Origin of the sequence: Leifsonia sp. TF02-11, assembly GCF_017565305.1 — a bacterium.
Classification (GTDB): domain Bacteria; phylum Actinomycetota; class Actinomycetes; order Actinomycetales; family Microbacteriaceae; genus Leifsonia.
Genome location: NZ_JAGEKP010000004.1, coordinates 449,625 through 466,686 on the forward strand (window position 1 = coordinate 449,625; position 17,062 = coordinate 466,686).

A 17,062-nucleotide genomic window follows, 5' to 3' on the forward strand; every position below is an offset into this window, starting at 1 on the left:
CCGGAATCACTCGTTGCCCGTGGGGGCGCCCGTGCCGGGCAGGTTGTTGTTGCGGTCGTACTCCGACCCCAGCTGACCCTCGAAACCCTTGTCGCGGAGGGACTGGATGTGAGCGTCGTACTCGCTCTGCGACACGATCTTCACGTTGAAGAGCATCGCCGAGTGGTACTCGCCGCACAGCTCGGCGCACTTGCCGACGAAGGTTCCCGTGCGGCCGGTGGTCGAGAAGTACATGTAGTTCGTCTTGCCCGGGATGACGTCCTTCTTGTAGAGGAAGGCGGGCACCCAGAAGGAGTGGATCACGTCGCGCGAGTCGAGCTGGATCGTGACCTTCTTGTTCTCGGGCAGGTAGAGCGTGGGGATCTGGCTCTCCTGGACCGTGCCGGGTGCGGCGTTCGCGTCGTCGGGCTGAGCCTGGATTCCCGGGTCGTACACGTTGTCGGTGACGTAGTTGAAGTCCCACGCCCACTGCTTGGCGTAGACCTGGATCTTGAGGTCCGGGTTGGCGTAGGGCTGCTCGATGGCGTTCTGGTCACGCGCGGTGAAGGCGAAGAAGCCGAGCACCAGGATGAGCGGCACGATCGTGTAGAAGATCTCGATCGGCATGTTGTAGCGCAGCTGCACCGGCAGGCCGGTCTGGCCCTTGCGGCGCCGGTAGACGATGACCGCCCAGAGGATCAGGCCCCACACGACGATGCCCACGATGAGAAGGACGATCCAGCTCGTCACCCAGAGACCGCTGATGCGGTCCGTGTGGTTCGTGACGGGCTGCTCGCCCTCGACGAAGCCCGGCAGGAAGCCGTGGAGCTGGGCCTGCGTGCAGCCCGCGAGGACGAGAGCGAGTGTCGCTGCGATCGGGATGGCAGCCCATCGGAGACGGCGATTGTGACGCACCGGTGACCTTTCGAGAGACTCGGGGACAGTTCACATGCAACTGTATGTGGCGTTCTCTACCCTACTCCGCCGGACACCCGGTTTTGAACACAAAGGGCCGCCCACGCGGGGCGGCCCTGAGGTGTTTTCTATGCTATGGACGACTCAGTGGAACGAGTCTCCGCAGGCGCACGAACCCGTCGCGTTGGGGTTGTCGATGGTGAAACCCTGCTTCTGGATGGTGTCCTCGAAGTCGATCGTCGCGCCGTCCAGGTAGGGCACGCTCATCTTGTCGACGATGACCTCGACCCCGTCGAAGTCCACCGTTGCGTCGCCGTCGAGCATGCGCTCGTCGAAGTACAGCTGGTAGATCAGGCCGGAGCAGCCGCCGGGCTGGACGGCGACGCGCAGGCGCAGGTCGTCGCGGCCTTCCTGCTCGAGCAGGCTCTTGACCTTGCCTGCGGCATTGTCGGTCAGGCCGACGCCGTGGGGCTTGGTCGCGGTCAGCGCTGTGTCGGTCATGGGGCTCCTCACACGAGTGTCGAGAGTTCGATTGCGAAATCTGGGTCGATTGTACGTCTCTTCGATGCAAGATCGCTCAGCGGCGCGAGATCGACCGCGGGCGCTCAGCTCGCCCGGCGGTCCAACCGCGCCAGCAGGAGGGCCTCGGCGAGAATCGCCCGCTTGAACACCCCCAGGTGCAGCGACTCGTTCGGGCTGTGTGCGCGCGTGTCGGGGTCCTCGACACCGGTCACCAGGATCTGCGCCTCCGGGAACTCGCGCACGAGGTCGGCGATGAACGGGATCGACCCGCCGACGCCGGTCTCGACCGCGTCCTTCCCCCAGGCGTCCGCCATGGCCTGTTTCGCCTCGGTCGCGGCCCAGCCGGCCGTGTCGACCAGGAAGGCGTCGCCGGTGTCGACGTCGCTGATCTCGACGTGCGCGCCGAACGGGGCGTGCGCGCGCAGATGACGCTCGAGCGCCGCGTAGGCCTCGGAGGCCGGCTGCCCCGGGGCGACGCGTGCGCTCAGTCGCACCGCCACGCTGGGGAGCAGGGTGTTGGAGGCGTCGACGACGCTCGGTGCGTCGATTCCGGTGATGGTGACGGTCGGCTGCGACCACATCCGAGACAGGATCGGCCCCGTCCCGATCGGCGTGACGCCGGGCAGCAGCGCGGCCTCCTCGCGGAACTGCTCGTCGCTGAGCGCCGGCGGCTCCGCCGCGTCGTCGTGCGAGCGGAGGCCGTCGACCGCGACGGATCCGTTCTCGTCGTGCAGCGTGGCCAGGAGGGCGACGAGGGCCAGCATCGCGTCCGGCGCCGCTCCCCCGTACATGCCGGAGTGCGACGCGTGCTCGAGCGTCGAGACGGTGAGCTTGAAGGTCACGTTCCCGCGCAGCGAGACCGTGAGCGCCGGAGTGTCGACGTCGACGTTGTCGGAGTCGGCGACGACGATGACGTCCGCGGCCAGCGCCGCCTTGTTCTGCTGCAGGAAGTTCGCGAACGATCGCGACCCGAACTCCTCCTCGCCCTCGATGAAGACCGCGAGGCCCAGGTCGAAGTCGGGCCCGAGGGCCTCCACCAGCGCCCGCACGCTGGCCACGTGCGACATCACGCCCGCCTTGTCGTCGGCGGCTCCCCTGCCGTAGAGCCGGTCGCCGCGCACCGTTGGCTCGAACGGAGGGGTGTCCCAGTTCGCGGCATCGCCCTGCGGCTGCACGTCGTGGTGGGCGTAGAGCAGCACGGTCGGGCGACCGTTCTTCGCTGCGCGGGTCGCGAGCACGGCGGGCTGGCCGAGGGTCTCACCCGAGATCGGCGCCCGCTTCACCTCCACACTGTCGAACGCGCCCGTCTCGCGCAGCAGGCCGGCCACGGCGTCGGCGCTCGCGCGGACGTTGGCGGGGTCGTACGCCGTCCACGACACCGACGGGATGCGCACCAGACGCGAGAGCTCGGCGATCGCGGAGGGCAGGCCGGCCTCGACGGCGGAACGGACGCGCGCTTCGGCGTCGGCGTCCGCACCTGCGATTCGGCCGGAAGGAGTCTGCTGGGAGTCTGTCATGCGGGTAATCTTAAACGGACCCCTGAAACGAAGGCGCAAGCGTTGGCGAAACGACAGAACCCGGCGGCCGAGGCGGAGACGCCCGCCGTCGAGACCCCCGAAGAGACCGCGGCCCGGCTCACGCAGGGCAAGGGCGCACCCACGCCCACCCGCCGTGAGCAGGAGGCCGCGCGCAAGCGGCCCCTGGTGCCCACCGACCGCAAAGAGGCGGCTCGCGTGGCGCGCAGCAAGCAGGCCGAGGCTCGCGAGAAGGCCCGCATCGGCATGGCGGCAGGCGACGAGCGTTACCTGACCGCCCGCGACCGCGGGCCGCAGCGTCGCTACGTGCGCGACTACGTCGACGCGCGCTTCAGCATCGGCGAGTTCCTCATCCCCGTCATGCTGCTGGTGATCGTGCTCAGCTTCCTGCCGTGGCAGTTCATGCAGCTCTGGGGTCTGGTCGCGCTGTGGGCGTTCTTCCTGATCGCGGTCATCGACTGCATCGTGCTCGGCTTCATGGTCACCAAGAAGATCGGCGACAAGTTCGGCAAGACGAAGGTCGAGCGCGGCCTCAAGTGGTACGCCGCCATGCGCGCGCTGCAGCTGCGCGTCATGCGCCTGCCGAAGCCGCAGGTCAAGCGCGGCCACTACCCCAGCTGACGTGACGATCGTCGCAGCGGCGGACGGCTCCGCCCTCGGTAACCCCGGCCCGGCAGGCTGGGCCTGGTACGTCGACGACGACCACTGGTCGGCGGGCGGCTGGGCGCACGGCACCAACAACATGGGCGAGCTCATGGCGGTCATCGACCTCCTGGAGTCCACCGCCCACGTCGACGACGATCTGCGCATCCTGTGCGACAGCCAGTACGTGATCAACTCGGTCACCAAATGGATGCCGGGGTGGAAGCGCAAGGGCTGGCGCAAGTCCGACGGCTCGCCCGTGCTCAACCGGGAACTCCTCGAACGTCTCGACCGCGCGCTGCACGGGCGCCGCTACACGTTCGAGTGGGTCAAAGGCCACGCCGGGCACGACCTCAACGAGGCGGCCGACCTGAGGGCACGTGCCGCCGCCACCGCGTACCGTGACGGCGACGCCATCCCGATCGGTCCCGGCTGGCCAGGGGCGGCGGTGCACGAGCCCGCACCGCCTCTGGCGGTCGCCGAGCCGGTCGTGCCGAGCGCCGCACCGGTCGCGACCAGTGTGGAGTTCGATCTGTTCGACGACCTCCTGAGCGCCGCGGAGAGCGACGAGGAGATCGTTCGCCGGTTGGAGCGCGAGCTCATCGAGCCCGCGGTCCGGTCCGACGCCGCCCGTGTGGCAGCCCTGCTGCATCCCGAATTCGAGGAGATCGGCCGCTCCGGCACGCTGTGGGGGCGCGACGCGATCCTCGAGGCGTTGGCGGAAGAGGACTCCCCCGCCGCCGAACTCGCCATCCTCGGAACCGAGCGCATCGGCTCCGACGCGATCCTGCTCACCGCGCGCACCGTCGACGAGCGCGGAGCCAGCCTGCGCAGCTCGCTGTGGCTGCGCAGCAGCGGACGGTGGCGCCTACGCTTCCACCAGGGAACGCCGGAGGCGTAGCAGCCCGACGTTGATCTGCCGCGCCCAGAGCGGGCCGCGGTAGAGGAAGGCCGTGTAGCCCTGCACGAGCGTTGCGCCCGCGTCGAGCCGGCGCTGAACGTCCTCCGCGGTCTCCACACCGCCGACCGAGATCACGCACAGTTCGGCGGGCACGTGCGCCCGGATCAGCCGGAGCACCTCGAGCGACCGCGCGGCCAGCGGAGCGCCGGAGAGCCCGCCTGCGCCCGCGGCCTCCACCACGGCAGGGTCGGTCGTCAGGCCGTCGCGCGAGAGGGTGGTGTTCGTCGCGATGATGCCTGCGAGCCCCAGCTCGACGGCCAGCCCCGCGATCTTCTCCACCTGCTCGTCGGTCAGATCGGGCGCGATCTTGACCAGCAGCGGCGTCGAGTCGGCGACCTCCTTCACCGCGGTCAGCAGCGGCGCGAGGAGTTCGAGCTCCTGGAGGCCGCGCAGACCGGGCGTGTTCGGCGAGCTGACGTTCACGACCAGGTAGTCGGCGACCGGTGCGAGGGCGCGCGCGCTCGTCAGGTAGTCCTGGGTGGCATCCTCGACCGCGACGACGCGGCTCTTGCCGATGTTCACTCCGAGCACCGGTCGCCGCCGCGCGCGCCGCACCCTCAGGAGCCGGTTGGCCGCGACGCCCGCGCCGTGGTTGTTGAAGCCCATCCGGTTGATCACCGCGCGGTCCGGGATCAGCCGGAAGAGTCGTGGCCGGTCGTTGCCCGGCTGCGCGAGCGCCGTGATGGTGCCGACCTCGACATGCCCGAACCCGAGGTCGCCGAGCCCGATCACGGCCTCGCCGTCTTTGTCGAAGCCGGCGGCGATGCCGAACGGCGACGCGAACCGCAGACCGAGCGCCTCGACCGCGAGCGACGGGTCGGGTGCCGTGAACCGGCGGACCAGCCCGCCCAGCCCGAGGGCGGGCAGGGCGCGGATCACCAGGAAGGCGAGGTGATGGGCGCGCTCAGGGTCGAACTTCGACAGGACGAGGGAGAAGAGTGTGCGATACATGCCGGTACGAGAATACCGCTGCTCGGCCATCGACTCTTAGCCCTCGACCTCCACCGGCTCGCCGTGGTGCGCGATGCGCAGCTGCTGGATGGCGTCCTCGAAGTCCTCGAGGGAGTCGAAGGCCTGGTAGACGCTGGCGAAGCGCAGGTAGGCGACCTCGTCGAGCTCGCGGAGCTCGGGGAGGATCGCGAGGCCGATGTCGTTGGCCTCGATCTGGGAGGCGCCCGTCGAGCGGATCGTCTCCTCCACCTTCTGGGCGAGCACCGCGAGGTCGGAGTCGGTCACCGGGCGGCCCTGGCAGGCCTTGCGGACACCGAGCACGATCTTCTCCCGGCTGAACGGCTCCACCACCCCGCTGCGCTTGATCACGCTGAGACTCGCGGTCTCGGTCGTCGAGAAGCGGCGGCCGCACTCCGGGCACTGCCTACGCCGCCGGATCGAGAGCCCGTCGTCGCTCGTGCGGGAGTCGATGACGCGGGAGTCGGGGTGACGGCAGAAGGGGCAGAACATAGCAAAAATCCTACCTGGGATTCACGGGAGCACGCCCGGAAGGCGGCTCTCGCGTCACGGGAAGCGGATCGTCACCGCTTCGCCGTGCGCCGGGAGGTCCTCCGCCGAGGACAGCGCGACGATGCGGTCGGCGACCGCGCGCAGCGCCTCCCGGTCGTAGCGGATGACCTGCTGCGGACGGAGGAAGGAGTATGCGCCGAGGCCGGGCGAGAACCGGGCCTGACCGCCGGTCGGCAGCACGTGGTTGGAGCCGGCGAGGTAGTCGCCGAGGCTGACCGGGGCGGTCGGGCCGACGAAGATCGCGCCGGCGTTCTGGATGAGGGCGAGCACCGCATCCGGGTCGGCGGTCTGGAGTTCGAGGTGCTCGGGGCCGTAAGCGTTGCTGAACGCAGCGGCGGCGGCGAGGTCGTCGACGAGCACGATCGCCGACTGCTGGCCCCCGAGGGCCGTGCGGACCCGCTCGGCGTGCTTGGTGGCGCCCGCGAGCGACTCCAGCTCCGCGGTGACACGGTCGGCGAAGGCCGGGCTGTCGGTGACGAGCAGGGAGGCCGCCGCCTCGTCGTGCTCGGCCTGGCTGATGAGGTCGGCGGCGACGAAGCGCGCGTCGGCGGCGTCGTCGGCGATCACGAGGATCTCGGTGGTGCCCGCCTCCGAGTCGATGCCGGTCTGGCCGCGGACGACGCGCTTGGCTGCTGCGACGTAGATGTTGCCGGGGCCGGTGATGACCTGGACGGGATCGAGACCGATCTCATCCGCCCCGTAGGCGAGCGCTCCGATCGCGCCGGCGCCGCCCATCGCGTAGACCTCGTCGATGCCCAGCAGACCCGCGGCACCGAGGATGACCGGGTGCACCGCTCCGCCGAACTCGCGCTGCGGCGGGCTCGCCAGGGCGATGGAGGAGACGCCAGCGACCTGGGCGGGAACCGCGTTCATGACGACGCTCGAGGGGTACACCGCCTTGCCGCCCGGAACGTAGAGGCCGGCACGCTCGACGGGTTGCCAGCGCTGCACGATCGTCGCGCCGGGGCCGATCGCGGTCTCGGCGGCCGGAGGCACCTGAGCGGCGGTCGCCTGGCGCACGCGCGCGATCGCCTCTTCGAGGGCCTCACGCACGTCGGGCGCGAGGGCCTCCACGGCGGCCGCGATGTCGGCGGCAGGAACACGGATCGAAGCGGGTGCCCCGCCGTCGAACCTCTCCGCCTGCTCGGCGAGCGCGGCGGCTCCGCGCTCCCGGACGTCATGGATCAGCTCTTCGGCGACCGTCATCGCGACCCGGACGTCGACGACAGGACGGGGGACGAGCCGCTCGAAGGCGGCGCGGGTAGGCTGGATTCCGCGGAGATCGATGGTGTTCATCATGGCCGTCCCAGCCTATCCGCTCCCGACCCCTCCCCCTTCGGGAATCCTCCGCGCCGAACGGTACTTCTTAACCTGTATGAACGATGCGACGACCGACCGCACTCCCGACCTCTCCGCGTTCCGTCAGGCGTTCCGCCGACACGCCGCCGGCGTCGCCATCGTGACCGCCCAGACCGCGGACGGCAGCCCGGTCGGCTTCACGGCCACATCGCTCGCGTCGCTTGCCGCCGTCCCCCCGCTCGCGACCTTCAACATGGCCCTCTCGGCGTCGAGCTGGCCCGCGATCCTCGAGACCGACCGGGTCGTCATCCACATGCTCGGCGTCCGCAACAAGGGTGTCGCCGAAATCCTCTCGGCGGACAACTCGCAGCGCTTCCTGGGCGACCACTGGCATCGCGGACCGCACGGCCTCCCCGTCATCAACGATGTGACGTCGTGGATGGTCGGGCGCATCGTCGAGCGATTCCCCGTACACAACAGCGCGGTCGTCGTCGTGCAGATCGAGCAGGGCGAGCTCGGCGAGCCCGACGAGCCGCTGCTCTACCACGAGCGCCGCTACCACCGGCCCAGCGAGCTCGACTGAGCGCGCGGGCCTGAGCGGGCACATTCGTCACGAATGTCGAGTTTCGTGGCACGAATGTCGACATTCGTGACGAATGTGCTGAGCTACACCAGGCAGTTCGGGCCGAGGAGGCCCTTGAGCTCGCCGTAGAGGTCGGGCGACACCTTGACCGGCTTGGGCACCTCGAAGACGCGCGCTACCTGACCCTTGACGAGCCGCAGGCGCACCTCGCTCTCGCCCGGGTGACGCGACAGCACCTCCGCCAGCGACGAGACCGTGTCGGTGGTCGCACGCTGGTCCGGCATCGTGATCATCAGGGTCCCGACGTCGTCGGCCTGGCCCAGGTCGGGGATCATCAGGCTGAAGGCGTGCAGGTTCATCCCGTCGTCGCGCATGCTCACGCGCCCGCGGACCACGACGATGGAGTCGCCCTGCAGCATCGGCGAGAACTCCTGGTAGGCCTTGCCCATGAACATGACGGTCATCTCGCCGCCGAAGTCCTCGACCTGGATCATGCCGTACTGATTGCCCGAGGCCTTGGCCACCCGGTGCTGCACACTCGTGACGAGACCGGCGATGACGACCGTGTCGCCGTCCTGGACGGTGTCGGACGCGAGCAGCTCGGCGATCGACGTGCTGGCGAGCTTCGCGAGCTGCAGCTCCAGCCCGGCCAGCGGGTGGTCGGACACGTAGAGACCGAGCATCTCGCGCTCGAACGCGAGCTTGTCGCGCTTCACCCACTCCGGTCGCTCCGGGATGTGGTGCTGCGACTGGTTCGGCTCGTCGTCGCCCCACAGGCTGTCGAAGTCGAAGCCGACGTCGCCGTTCGCCTCGCTGCGTTTGATCTTGACCGCGGACTCGACCGCGTCCTCGTGGACCTCCACGAGCGCGCGCCGGGTGTGCCCGAGCGAGTCGAACGCGCCGGCCTTGATCAACGACTCGACCGTGCGCTTGTTCGCGGCGTGGATCGGCACCTTGCTGAGGAAGTCGTGGAACGACTCGAAGCGCCCCTTGCCTTCGCGGGCTTCCCTGACGCCCTCGACGACGTTCGCGCCGACGTTGCGCACCGCGCCCATGCCGAAGCGGATGTCTTCACCGACGGCGGCGAAGTAGAGGTTGGACTCGTTGACGTCGGGCGGCAGCACCTTGATGCCCATGCGCCGGCACTCGTTGAGGTAGAGCGCCATCTTGTCCTTGGAGTCGCCGACGCTGGTGAGCAGCGCGGCCATGTACTCCGCGGGATAGTGGGCCTTGAGGTAGGCCGTCCAGTACGAGATGACGCCGTACGCGGCGGAGTGGGCTTTGTTGAACGCGTAGTCGGAGAACGGCAGCAGGATCTCCCACAGCTTGCCGACGGCCTCCATCGAGTAGCCGCGGTCGACCATGCCCTGCGAGAAGCCCTCGAACTGCTTGTCCAGTTCGGACTTCTTCTTCTTGCCCATCGCGCGACGCAGGATGTCGGCCTGTCCGAGCGAGAAGCCCGCGACCTTCTGCGCGATCGCCATGACCTGCTCCTGATAGATGATCAGGCCGTAGCTGGTGGAGAGGATGTCCTCCAGGGGCTCGGCGAGCTCCGGGTGGATGGGCGTGATGTCTTGCAGGCCGTTCTTGCGCAGCGCGTAGTTGGTGTGCGAGTTCGCGCCCATGGGGCCGGGGCGGTACAGCGCGATCAGTGCCGAGATGTCCTCGAAGTTGTCGGGCTTCATCAGGCGCAGCAGGGAGCGCATCGGGCCGCCGTCGAGCTGGAACACGCCGAGCGTGTCGCCGCGGGACAGGAGCTCGTAGGCGGGCCGGTCGTCGAGCTCCAGGTCTTCCAGGACGAGGTTCACGCCTCGGTTGTCCCGGATGTTGTCGAGGGCGTCGTTGATGATCGTGAGGTTGCGCAACCCCAGGAAGTCCATCTTGATCAAACCCAGCGACTCGCACGCCGGATAGTCGAACTGGGTGACGATCTGGCCGTCCTGCTCCCGCTTCATGATCGGGATGACGTCGATGAGCGGGTCGGACGACATGATGACGCCGGCCGCGTGCACACCCCACTGGCGCTTGAGGTTCTCGAGCCCGAGCGCCGTGTCGAAGACGGTCTTGGCCTCGGGATCCGACTCGACGACCGAGCGGATGTCGACGGCCTCTTTGTAGCGCGGGTGGTCCTTGTCAAAGATCCCGGTCAGCGGGATGTCCTTGCCCATCACAGGCGGCGGCATCGCCTTCGTGAGCTTCTCACCCATCGAGAACGGGAAGCCGAGCACGCGTCCGGAGTCTTTCAGCGCCTGCTTGGCCTTGATGGTGCCGTACGTGACGATCTGGGCGACGCGCTCCGAGCCGTACTTCTCTGTCACGTACTTGATGACCTCGCCACGGCGGCGGTCGTCGAAGTCGACGTCGAAGTCGGGCATGGAGACGCGGTCGGGGTTGAGGAACCGCTCGAAGATCAGGCCGTGCTGCAGCGGGTCGAGGTCGGTGATGCGCATCGCGTAGGCGGCCATCGAGCCGGCGCCGGAGCCACGGCCGGGGCCGACGCGGATGCCGTTGCGCTTGGACCAGTTGATGAAGTCGGCGACGACCAGGAAGTAGCCGGGGAAGCCCATCTGCGAGATCACGCCGATCTCGTAGTCGGCTTGCTTGCGCACCTCGGGCGTGATGCCGTTCGGGTAGCGCTGCTCGAGCCCCTTCTCGACCTCCTTGACGAACCAGCTCTGCTCGTTCTCGCCCTCCGGCACAGGGAAGCGCGGCATGTAGTTGGCGGCGGTGTCGAACTTCACGTCGACGCGCTCGGCGATCGCGAGCGTGTTGTCGCACGCGTCCGGGTGGTCGCGGAAGAGCTGACGCATCTCCTCCGGCGTCTTGAGGTAGAACTCGTCGGCGTCGAACTTGAACCGGTTGGGGTCGTCGAGGGTGGAGCCGGACTGCACGCACAGCAGGGCGGCGTGGCTCTTGGCGTCGGCCGCGTGCGTGTAGTGGAGGTCGTTGGTGGCGACGAGCGGGAGCCCGAGCTCCTTCGCCAGCCGGATCAGGTCGCTCATGATGCGGCGCTCGATGCCGAGGCCGTGATCCATGATCTCGGCGAAGAAGTTCTCGGCGCCGAAGATGTCCCTGAACTCCGCGGCGGCCTTCTTGGCCTCGTCGTACTGCCCCAGCCGGAGGCGCGTCTGCACCTCGCCCGACGGGCAGCCCGTCGTCGCGATGATGCCCTTGGAGTAGCGGCTGAGCAGCTCGCGGTCCATGCGCGGCTTGAAGTAGTAGCCCTCCATCGACGCGTAGGACGACAGCCGGAAGAGATTGTGCATCCCCTCGGTCGTTGCCGCCAGCATCGTCATGTGCGTGTAGGCGCCGGATCCCGACACGTCGTCGCCGCCGCCGTCTCCCCAGCGCACGCGGGTCTTGTCGGTGCGGTGCGTGCGCGGCGTCAGGTATGCCTCGGTGCCGATGATCGGCTTGATGCCGGCGTCGGTCGCGGTGCGCCAGAAGTCGAACGCGCCGAACATGTTGCCGTGGTCGGTGATCGCCACGGCCGGCATGCCCTGCTCGACGGCGGCCTCGATCAGCGGTTTGACGCGCGCTGCCCCGTCGAGCATGGAGTACTCGCTGTGGACGTGGAGATGGACGAAGGAATCAGTCGAAGGCACTGGTGCTCCGGGTCGAGGTGTGGGCTTAAGACTACGTCTGACCTACGACGCTCGGAGCACGTCGAGAGCGTGTTGCAGATCCTCGGGGTAGGTCGTGGTGAACGTCACCCACTCCCCCGTCGCCGGGTGCGCGAACGCCAGCTGCACGGCGTGCAGCCACTGCCGCGTCAGGCCCAGCCGGGCGGACAGGGCGGGGTCGGCGCCGTACATGGCATCGCCGACGCACGGATGCCGCTGGGCCGCCATGTGCACGCGGATCTGGTGTGTGCGCCCGGTCTCCAAGTGGATCTCGAGGAGGCTGGCCGCGGGGAACGCCTCGATCGTCTCGTAGTGCGTCACGGACGGCTTGCCGCCGGCGACGACGGCGAACTTCCAGTCCGACCGCGGGTGACGCCCGATCGGCGCGTCGACGGTCCCGGTGAGCGGGTCGGGGTGGCCTTGCACGACGGCGTGGTAGATCTTCTCGACCGTTCGGTCGTGGAAGGCCCGTTTGAGCACCGTGTACGCGTGCTCCGACTTGGCCACGACCATGAGTCCGCTGGTGCCCGCGTCGAGCCGGTGCACGATGCCGGCCCGTTCAGCGGCACCCGACGTCGAGATGCGGAAGCCCGCGGCGGCCAGGGCGCCGAGCACGGTCGGGCCCTCCCAACCGACGGAGGGGTGCGCCGCCACGCCCACCGGCTTGTCGATCACGACGATGTCGTCGTCGTCGTGCACGATCGTGAGCTCGGGCACCGCGATCGGCACGATGCGCGCCTCCTGTCGTGGCTGCCAGCTCACTTCGAGCCAGGAGCCGGCCGTCAGGCGGTCGGACTTGTCGGCCGCACGGCCGTCGACCGTGACGCCGCCGGCCTCGGCGATCTCGGCGGCGAAGCTGCGCGAGAAACCGAGGAGCTTGGCGAGGCCCGCGTCGACACGGGACCCGTCGAGGCCGTCGGGGATGGGGAAGCTGCGCGACTCCATCAGGCCTGCGGCTTGCCGTGCTCGTCGACGTGCGCCGCATCGTCGATGTCGGCGCCGCTCTCCTCGTCGCTCTGACCGACGTCGACGTTCCCGCCGGCGTCGTCATGCTCGCCGCCCTCGTCGTCCTCGTCGGCCCGTCGGCCGTCCAGGCCGATGCCGCGCAACGTGAGAATGAGGAACAGCATCATGCTCGAGACGATGGCGACGTCGGCGAGGTTGAAGATCGCCGGGAGCAGCGGGATCTGCAGGAAGTCGACCACGTGACCGACTCCGAAGCCCGGCTCACGGAACAGCCGGTCCGTCAGGTTGCCGAGCAGGCCGCCGAGGAGGAGCCCGAACAGGATGGCCCACGCGGTCGAGCGGATGCGCGGCGCATACCAGATGACGAAGCCGAGCACCCCGACGCCGACGATGGAGAAGATCCAGGTGGACCCGCTGCCGATCGAGAACGCTGCGCCGGGATTCTTGACGAAGTGGAACTGGAGGAGCTGACCGAGGACCTGGACCTGCTGGCCCTCGTAGAGGTTCGAAACGACCAAGACCTTGGCGATCTGGTCGACGAGGTACACGCAGAGCGCGACCACGGCCAAGATCGCCAAGGCCCTGATGCTGACCTTGGTCCTCGAAGGACTAGCCTCCAAAGCCGGGGAAGACCGGGGGCTGGGCGCCCTGGTCCTGGGTGTTCGCGTCGCTCGAGCCGGCGGGGACCGGGGTCGGGACGCTGCCGGTGCCCTGCGCCGGGCGGCCCTGGCCGAAGCCGGACGGAGCGGCGACGGACTGGCTGTCGAGGTCGCGCAGCTGACCCTCGATGTAGCCCTTCAGGCCCTGGCGGTAGTCGCGCTCGAAGGTGCGGAGCTCGTCGATGCGACGCTCGAGCCCGGAGCGCTCCTGGTCGAGGGCGCTGATCTGCGCACGCTGCTTGGACTCCGCCTCTGCGACGATGCGGGCGGCGGTGGCGTGCCCCTCCGCGATGAGCGCGTCGCGCTTCTCGACACCCTCGCGCACGTGCTCCTCGTGGAGACGGCGGGCGAGCTGCAGGAGGTTGTTGGTCGCGTTGGGGTCGTTCGCGTCGGTCGCGCCAGCGGCGAACCCGGCGGCGGCACCCGCGGCGGCGGCCGGCGCGGCGGACGCCTGCTGACGCGCCGCCTCGGTCTCGCGCTGCGCGGCGGCCAGGCGCTGTTTGAGCTCGTCGTTCTCCTGCTGGAGGCGCTGCACCTCGCCGTTGTCGGCTGCGGGGGCGGCCGCGACCGGAGCGGCCGGGGCGGCGCCGCCGCTGCGCTGCAGCTCGGCGATGCGCGAGTCCGCCGCGACGAGGCGCTGCTTGAGCTCGTCGCTCTCCTGGGTCAAGCGACGCAGCTCGACGACGACCTCGTCGAGGAAGTCGTCGACCTCGTCCTGGTCGTAGCCCTCACGGAACTTCGTCGGTTGGAACCGCTTGTTGACTACATCTTCCGGAGTCAGCGCCATGGCAAGCCACCTTAGATCATGAAAAAGACGAACATTGAGTGCGTTCAGCCAACGCTAGCAAAGTGCACTGCGAGAGCGCACTCCGCCGCACCCGTGGTGCGTCGGCCTCGACCACATTACAACGGGAGCGCGCCGAGACCCGACATCGACTCTCGGCCGATGGTCAGGTGAAACTCAGGGTCACATACAGCCCGATGATGACGACGAGCATGGTGAGACTCCAGCCGAAGTCGATGGCGACGGGGCCCATCGACAGCGGCGGGATGATCCGACGGAAGAAGCGGATCGGCGGGTCGGTGACCACGTACGTGGACTCGGCGAGCACCAGCCCGACACCGCGCGGGCGCCATTGCCGCGCGAAGGTTCGCACCAGGTCGAGCACGAAACGCGCCCAGAGCACGAAGAAGTAGATCAGGAGGACGTAGTAGAGGACGTTCGCGATGATCGAGACGACAAGCACGCTTCCAGTATGAACGACCGAGAATGCACGAAAGCGCACCGCCGGCCGGACGGTGCGCTTTCGGGCGGAGGCGGTCAGGCCTGCGCGAAGAAGGAGGCGTCGACGTCTGCGTCCTGGCCGCCGTGCTCGCCGGAGACGACGACGTGCGACGGGGAGAGCAGAAACACCTTGGGAGTCACCCGCTCGATCTTGCCGTAGAGCCCCTGCGAGAGGCCGCTCGCGAAGTCGATGAGGCGGCGCGCGTCGCTCTCGCTCATCTGCGAGAGGTTGATGATCACCGGGATGCCTTCGCGGAAGGACTCGGCGATCGCCTGCGCGTCGCGGTACTGGCGGGGGTGGACTGTGAGGATCTCGTTCATTTCCTGTACCGAAACATTCCGTGCGGTGGACGATTTGCGCAGCGGCGTGACCGGAGCGCGGCCGGCCACAGGGGCGACCGGAGCGGGGTGCGGAACAGGCTGGACCGGTGCGGGCGCCGGCGCCTCGCGGCGCGGCGCGTGCTGCGCCTGCTCCTGAGGCTGCTCGTCGTACTCGAGCTCCTCGTCGGCGAGGCCCAGGTAGACCATCGTCTTCTTCAGCGGGTTGGCCATGCGCTTCCTCCGTGTAGACCCGGTGCGCCGACGCCTCGCCGCACTGTATGAACCTTCTCCCTTTCGAGGTTAACGAAGGGTCGGCCGATTCCCGGTAATGGCCGTGCCGATCCGAAGGTGTGTCGCGCCGGCGGCGATCGCCTCGCGGTAGTCCTGCGACATCCCCGCCGAGATCGCGGTCGCGTCGGGGGCGAGTGCGCGGACGCGCTCGCTCGCCCGCCTCACCCGCTCGAACGCGCTGGCCGGCTCCTCGTCGAGCGGCGCGACGGCCATCACGCCGAGGAGCCGCAGCCCCGGCGTCTCGAGCACGCGCTCGACGAGGCCCTCGAGGTCGCGATCCGAGACGCCTCCGCGCGCGGGGTCGTCGGTGAGGTTGAGCTGCACGAATCCGTCCACCACTCCCTCGTCCGAGGCCAGGGCGTCGACGAGCGAGGCGCGGTCGAGCGAGTGGATCACCTGCGCGTAGCGCCGGACCTGGCGCGCCTTCTTGCTCTGCAGCTGACCGACGAAGTGCCAGCGCAGTCCGAGGTCGGCGAGCTCCGCCGACTTCACCTGCGCCTCCTGGTGGCGGTTCTCCCCCACGTCCTCCACGCCGAGAGCTGCGAGCTCGCGCACGAGGGATGCCGGGTGGAACTTCGTCACGACGATGGTCGTCAACTCCCCCGGCCGGCGGCCGGCGGCCCTGGCGGCATCGGCGATACCGCCGCGAACCGCCTCCAGCCGCTCGGCGAGCGGGCTACTTGAGGAAGTCGGGGATGTCGAGGTCGTCATTCTCGTCGTCGAACGCCGGGTCCTTCTGGGCCGTCTCGGTGACCGGGGTCTCGCCGGTCGCGTGCCACTCGGCGGCGGGGGCGTCGGCTGCGCCGGCCTCTACGGTCGCCGTCGCCGAGCCGGTAGCCGCCTCCTCCGAACCGGACTCGACGAACGTCGAGCGCCGCGTGTCGGCCGCGGCCTGCACCGACTTCGGCTCGCCGCCGTCGAAGCCCGCGGCGATCACCGTGACGCGCACCTCGTCGCCGAGGGTGTCGTCGATGACCGCACCGAAGATGATGTTGGCCTCGGGGTGCACGGCCTCCTGCACGAGGCGGGCAGCGTCGTTGATCTCGAAGATGCCGAGGTTCGATCCACCCTGGATGGAGAGCAGCACGCCGTGGGCTCCGTCGATGGAGGCCTCCAGCAGCGGCGATGCGACCGCCAGCTCCGCCGCCTTGATGGCGCGGTCGGCGCCGCGCGACGAGCCGATGCCCATGAGGGCCGACCCTGCGCCCTGCATCACCGACTTCACGTCGGCGAAGTCGAGGTTGATGAGGCCGGGGGTGGTGATCAGGTCGGTGATGCCCTGCACACCGGCGAGGAGCACCTGGTCGGCGGTGGAGAACGCCTCCAGCATGCTGATGCCGCGGTCGCTGATCTCCAGCAGCCGGTCGTTCGGCACGACGATGAGGGTGTCGACCTCTTCCTTGAGGCGCTGCACGCCCGACTCGGCCTGCTGCTGGCGGCGCTTGCCCTCGAACGAGAACGGCTTGGTGACGACACCGATGGTGAGGGCGCCGATCGACTTGGCGATCCGCGCGACGACGGGCGCGCCGCCCGTGCCGGTTCCGCCGCCCTCGCCCGCGGTCACGAAGACCATGTCGGCACCCGCGAGCGCTTCCTCGATCTCCTCCGCGTGGTCCTCCGCCGCGCGGCGGCCGACCTCGGGGTCGGCGCCGGCGCCGAGTCCGCGGGTGATCTCGCGGCCCACGTCGAGCTTGACGTCGGCGTCGCTCATCAGCAGCGCCTGGGCGTCCGTGTTGATGGCGATGAACTCGACGCCGCGCAGGCCGAGCTCGATCATGCGGTTGACGGCGTTGACGCCGCCGCCGCCGATGCCGACGACCTTGATCACGGCGAGGTAGTTCTGGTTTGCTGTCACTTCCGGCCTCCACGGGAACCTTCAACCTCAACTCGAGGCTTAAAGTTATGCTGAGTATGCAATTCTCGATTCGACGGTAGAGGCGTCGGGCCTCCAGCCGCCGCA

At 69.0% G+C, this 17,062-nt stretch carries 17 protein-coding genes; 3 read left to right on the plus strand and 14 right to left on the minus strand.

What is annotated here, in order from left to right; genetic code table 11:
• Positions 1-6: 6 nt before the first annotated feature.
• From coxB to JNB50_RS07970, 3 genes are all read right to left on the minus strand, one after another.
• A complete protein-coding gene (gene coxB / locus JNB50_RS07960) occupies positions 7-894 on the minus strand; it encodes a cytochrome c oxidase subunit II (protein ID WP_208039552.1) in 888 nt (295 codons plus the stop codon).
• A 144-nt stretch (positions 895-1,038) separates the two neighbouring features.
• Complete coding sequence (gene erpA, locus JNB50_RS07965; protein ID WP_208039553.1) at positions 1,039-1,395, minus strand: iron-sulfur cluster insertion protein ErpA; 357 nt, start codon at positions 1,393-1,395, stop codon at positions 1,039-1,041.
• A gap of 104 nt (positions 1,396-1,499) precedes the next feature.
• A complete protein-coding gene (locus JNB50_RS07970; RefSeq protein ID WP_208039554.1) occupies positions 1,500-2,933 on the minus strand; it encodes a dipeptidase in 1,434 nt (477 codons plus the stop codon).
• Between the two features lie 42 nt (positions 2,934-2,975).
• Here JNB50_RS07970 and JNB50_RS07975 point away from each other — a divergent pair, with 42 nt between their 5' ends.
• Positions 2,976-3,572, plus strand: coding sequence for a DUF3043 domain-containing protein (locus JNB50_RS07975; protein ID WP_208039555.1), 597 nt, complete (start codon positions 2,976-2,978; stop codon positions 3,570-3,572).
• A gap of 1 nt (position 3,573) precedes the next feature.
• Positions 3,574-4,494, plus strand: a complete 921-nt coding sequence (locus JNB50_RS07980; RefSeq protein ID WP_208039556.1) for a ribonuclease HI family protein — start codon at positions 3,574-3,576, stop codon at positions 4,492-4,494.
• On the opposite strand, the gene JNB50_RS07985 is transcribed toward JNB50_RS07980, so the two are convergent.
• From JNB50_RS07985 to hisD, 3 genes are read right to left on the minus strand one after another with little or no spacing between them, the layout of a single operon-like run.
• Complete coding sequence (locus tag JNB50_RS07985) at positions 4,462-5,505, minus strand: quinone-dependent dihydroorotate dehydrogenase (protein WP_208039557.1); 1,044 nt, start codon at positions 5,503-5,505, stop codon at positions 4,462-4,464. The genes JNB50_RS07980 and JNB50_RS07985 overlap by 33 nt on opposite strands.
• Positions 5,506-5,541: 36 nt before the next feature.
• Positions 5,542-6,015 (minus strand): transcriptional regulator NrdR, encoded by a 474-nt coding sequence (gene nrdR / locus JNB50_RS07990; RefSeq protein ID WP_208039558.1) that lies wholly within the window; start codon positions 6,013-6,015, stop codon positions 5,542-5,544.
• A gap of 54 nt (positions 6,016-6,069) precedes the next feature.
• A complete protein-coding gene (gene hisD / locus JNB50_RS07995; RefSeq protein ID WP_208039559.1) occupies positions 6,070-7,374 on the minus strand; it encodes a histidinol dehydrogenase in 1,305 nt (434 codons plus the stop codon).
• A gap of 76 nt (positions 7,375-7,450) precedes the next feature.
• Between hisD and JNB50_RS08000 the strand changes: the two genes are divergently transcribed.
• Entirely contained in the window at positions 7,451-7,957 is a 507-nt protein-coding gene (locus JNB50_RS08000; protein ID WP_208039560.1) for a flavin reductase family protein, read from the plus strand.
• 83 nt (positions 7,958-8,040) lie between these two features.
• Here JNB50_RS08000 and dnaE read toward each other — a convergent pair whose 3' ends face one another.
• The 8 genes from dnaE to ftsZ all read right to left on the minus strand — a co-directional run bounded on the left by dnaE (position 8,041) and on the right by ftsZ (position 16,957).
• Complete coding sequence (gene dnaE, locus JNB50_RS08005) at positions 8,041-11,511, minus strand: DNA polymerase III subunit alpha (protein ID WP_243768141.1); 3,471 nt, start codon at positions 11,509-11,511, stop codon at positions 8,041-8,043.
• 93 nt (positions 11,512-11,604) lie between these two features.
• Positions 11,605-12,525 (minus strand): RluA family pseudouridine synthase, encoded by a 921-nt coding sequence (locus JNB50_RS08010; RefSeq protein ID WP_208039562.1) that lies wholly within the window; start codon positions 12,523-12,525, stop codon positions 11,605-11,607.
• Positions 12,525-13,124: a signal peptidase II gene (lspA, locus tag JNB50_RS08015; RefSeq protein ID WP_208039563.1), complete on the minus strand. Its 600-nt coding sequence runs from the start codon at positions 13,122-13,124 to the stop codon at positions 12,525-12,527. Before lspA ends, JNB50_RS08010 begins: the two co-directional genes overlap by 1 nt.
• 31 nt (positions 13,125-13,155) lie before the next feature.
• Entirely contained in the window at positions 13,156-13,992 is an 837-nt protein-coding gene (locus JNB50_RS08020) for a DivIVA domain-containing protein (RefSeq protein ID WP_208039564.1), read from the minus strand.
• 163 nt (positions 13,993-14,155) lie between these two features.
• Positions 14,156-14,452 carry a YggT family protein gene (locus JNB50_RS08025; protein WP_208039565.1) on the minus strand — a complete coding sequence of 99 codons (297 nt, stop codon included), beginning with the start codon at positions 14,450-14,452 and terminating at the stop codon, positions 14,156-14,158.
• A 74-nt stretch (positions 14,453-14,526) separates the two neighbouring features.
• Complete coding sequence (locus tag JNB50_RS08030) at positions 14,527-15,042, minus strand: cell division protein SepF (protein WP_208039566.1); 516 nt, start codon at positions 15,040-15,042, stop codon at positions 14,527-14,529.
• Between the two features lie 69 nt (positions 15,043-15,111).
• Positions 15,112-15,813, minus strand: a complete 702-nt coding sequence (locus JNB50_RS08035; RefSeq protein WP_208039567.1) for a YggS family pyridoxal phosphate-dependent enzyme — start codon at positions 15,811-15,813, stop codon at positions 15,112-15,114.
• Positions 15,779-16,957: a cell division protein FtsZ gene (gene ftsZ, locus JNB50_RS08040; protein WP_208039568.1), complete on the minus strand. Its 1,179-nt coding sequence runs from the start codon at positions 16,955-16,957 to the stop codon at positions 15,779-15,781. Before ftsZ ends, JNB50_RS08035 begins: the two co-directional genes overlap by 35 nt.
• Positions 16,958-17,062: the final 105 nt, after the last annotated feature.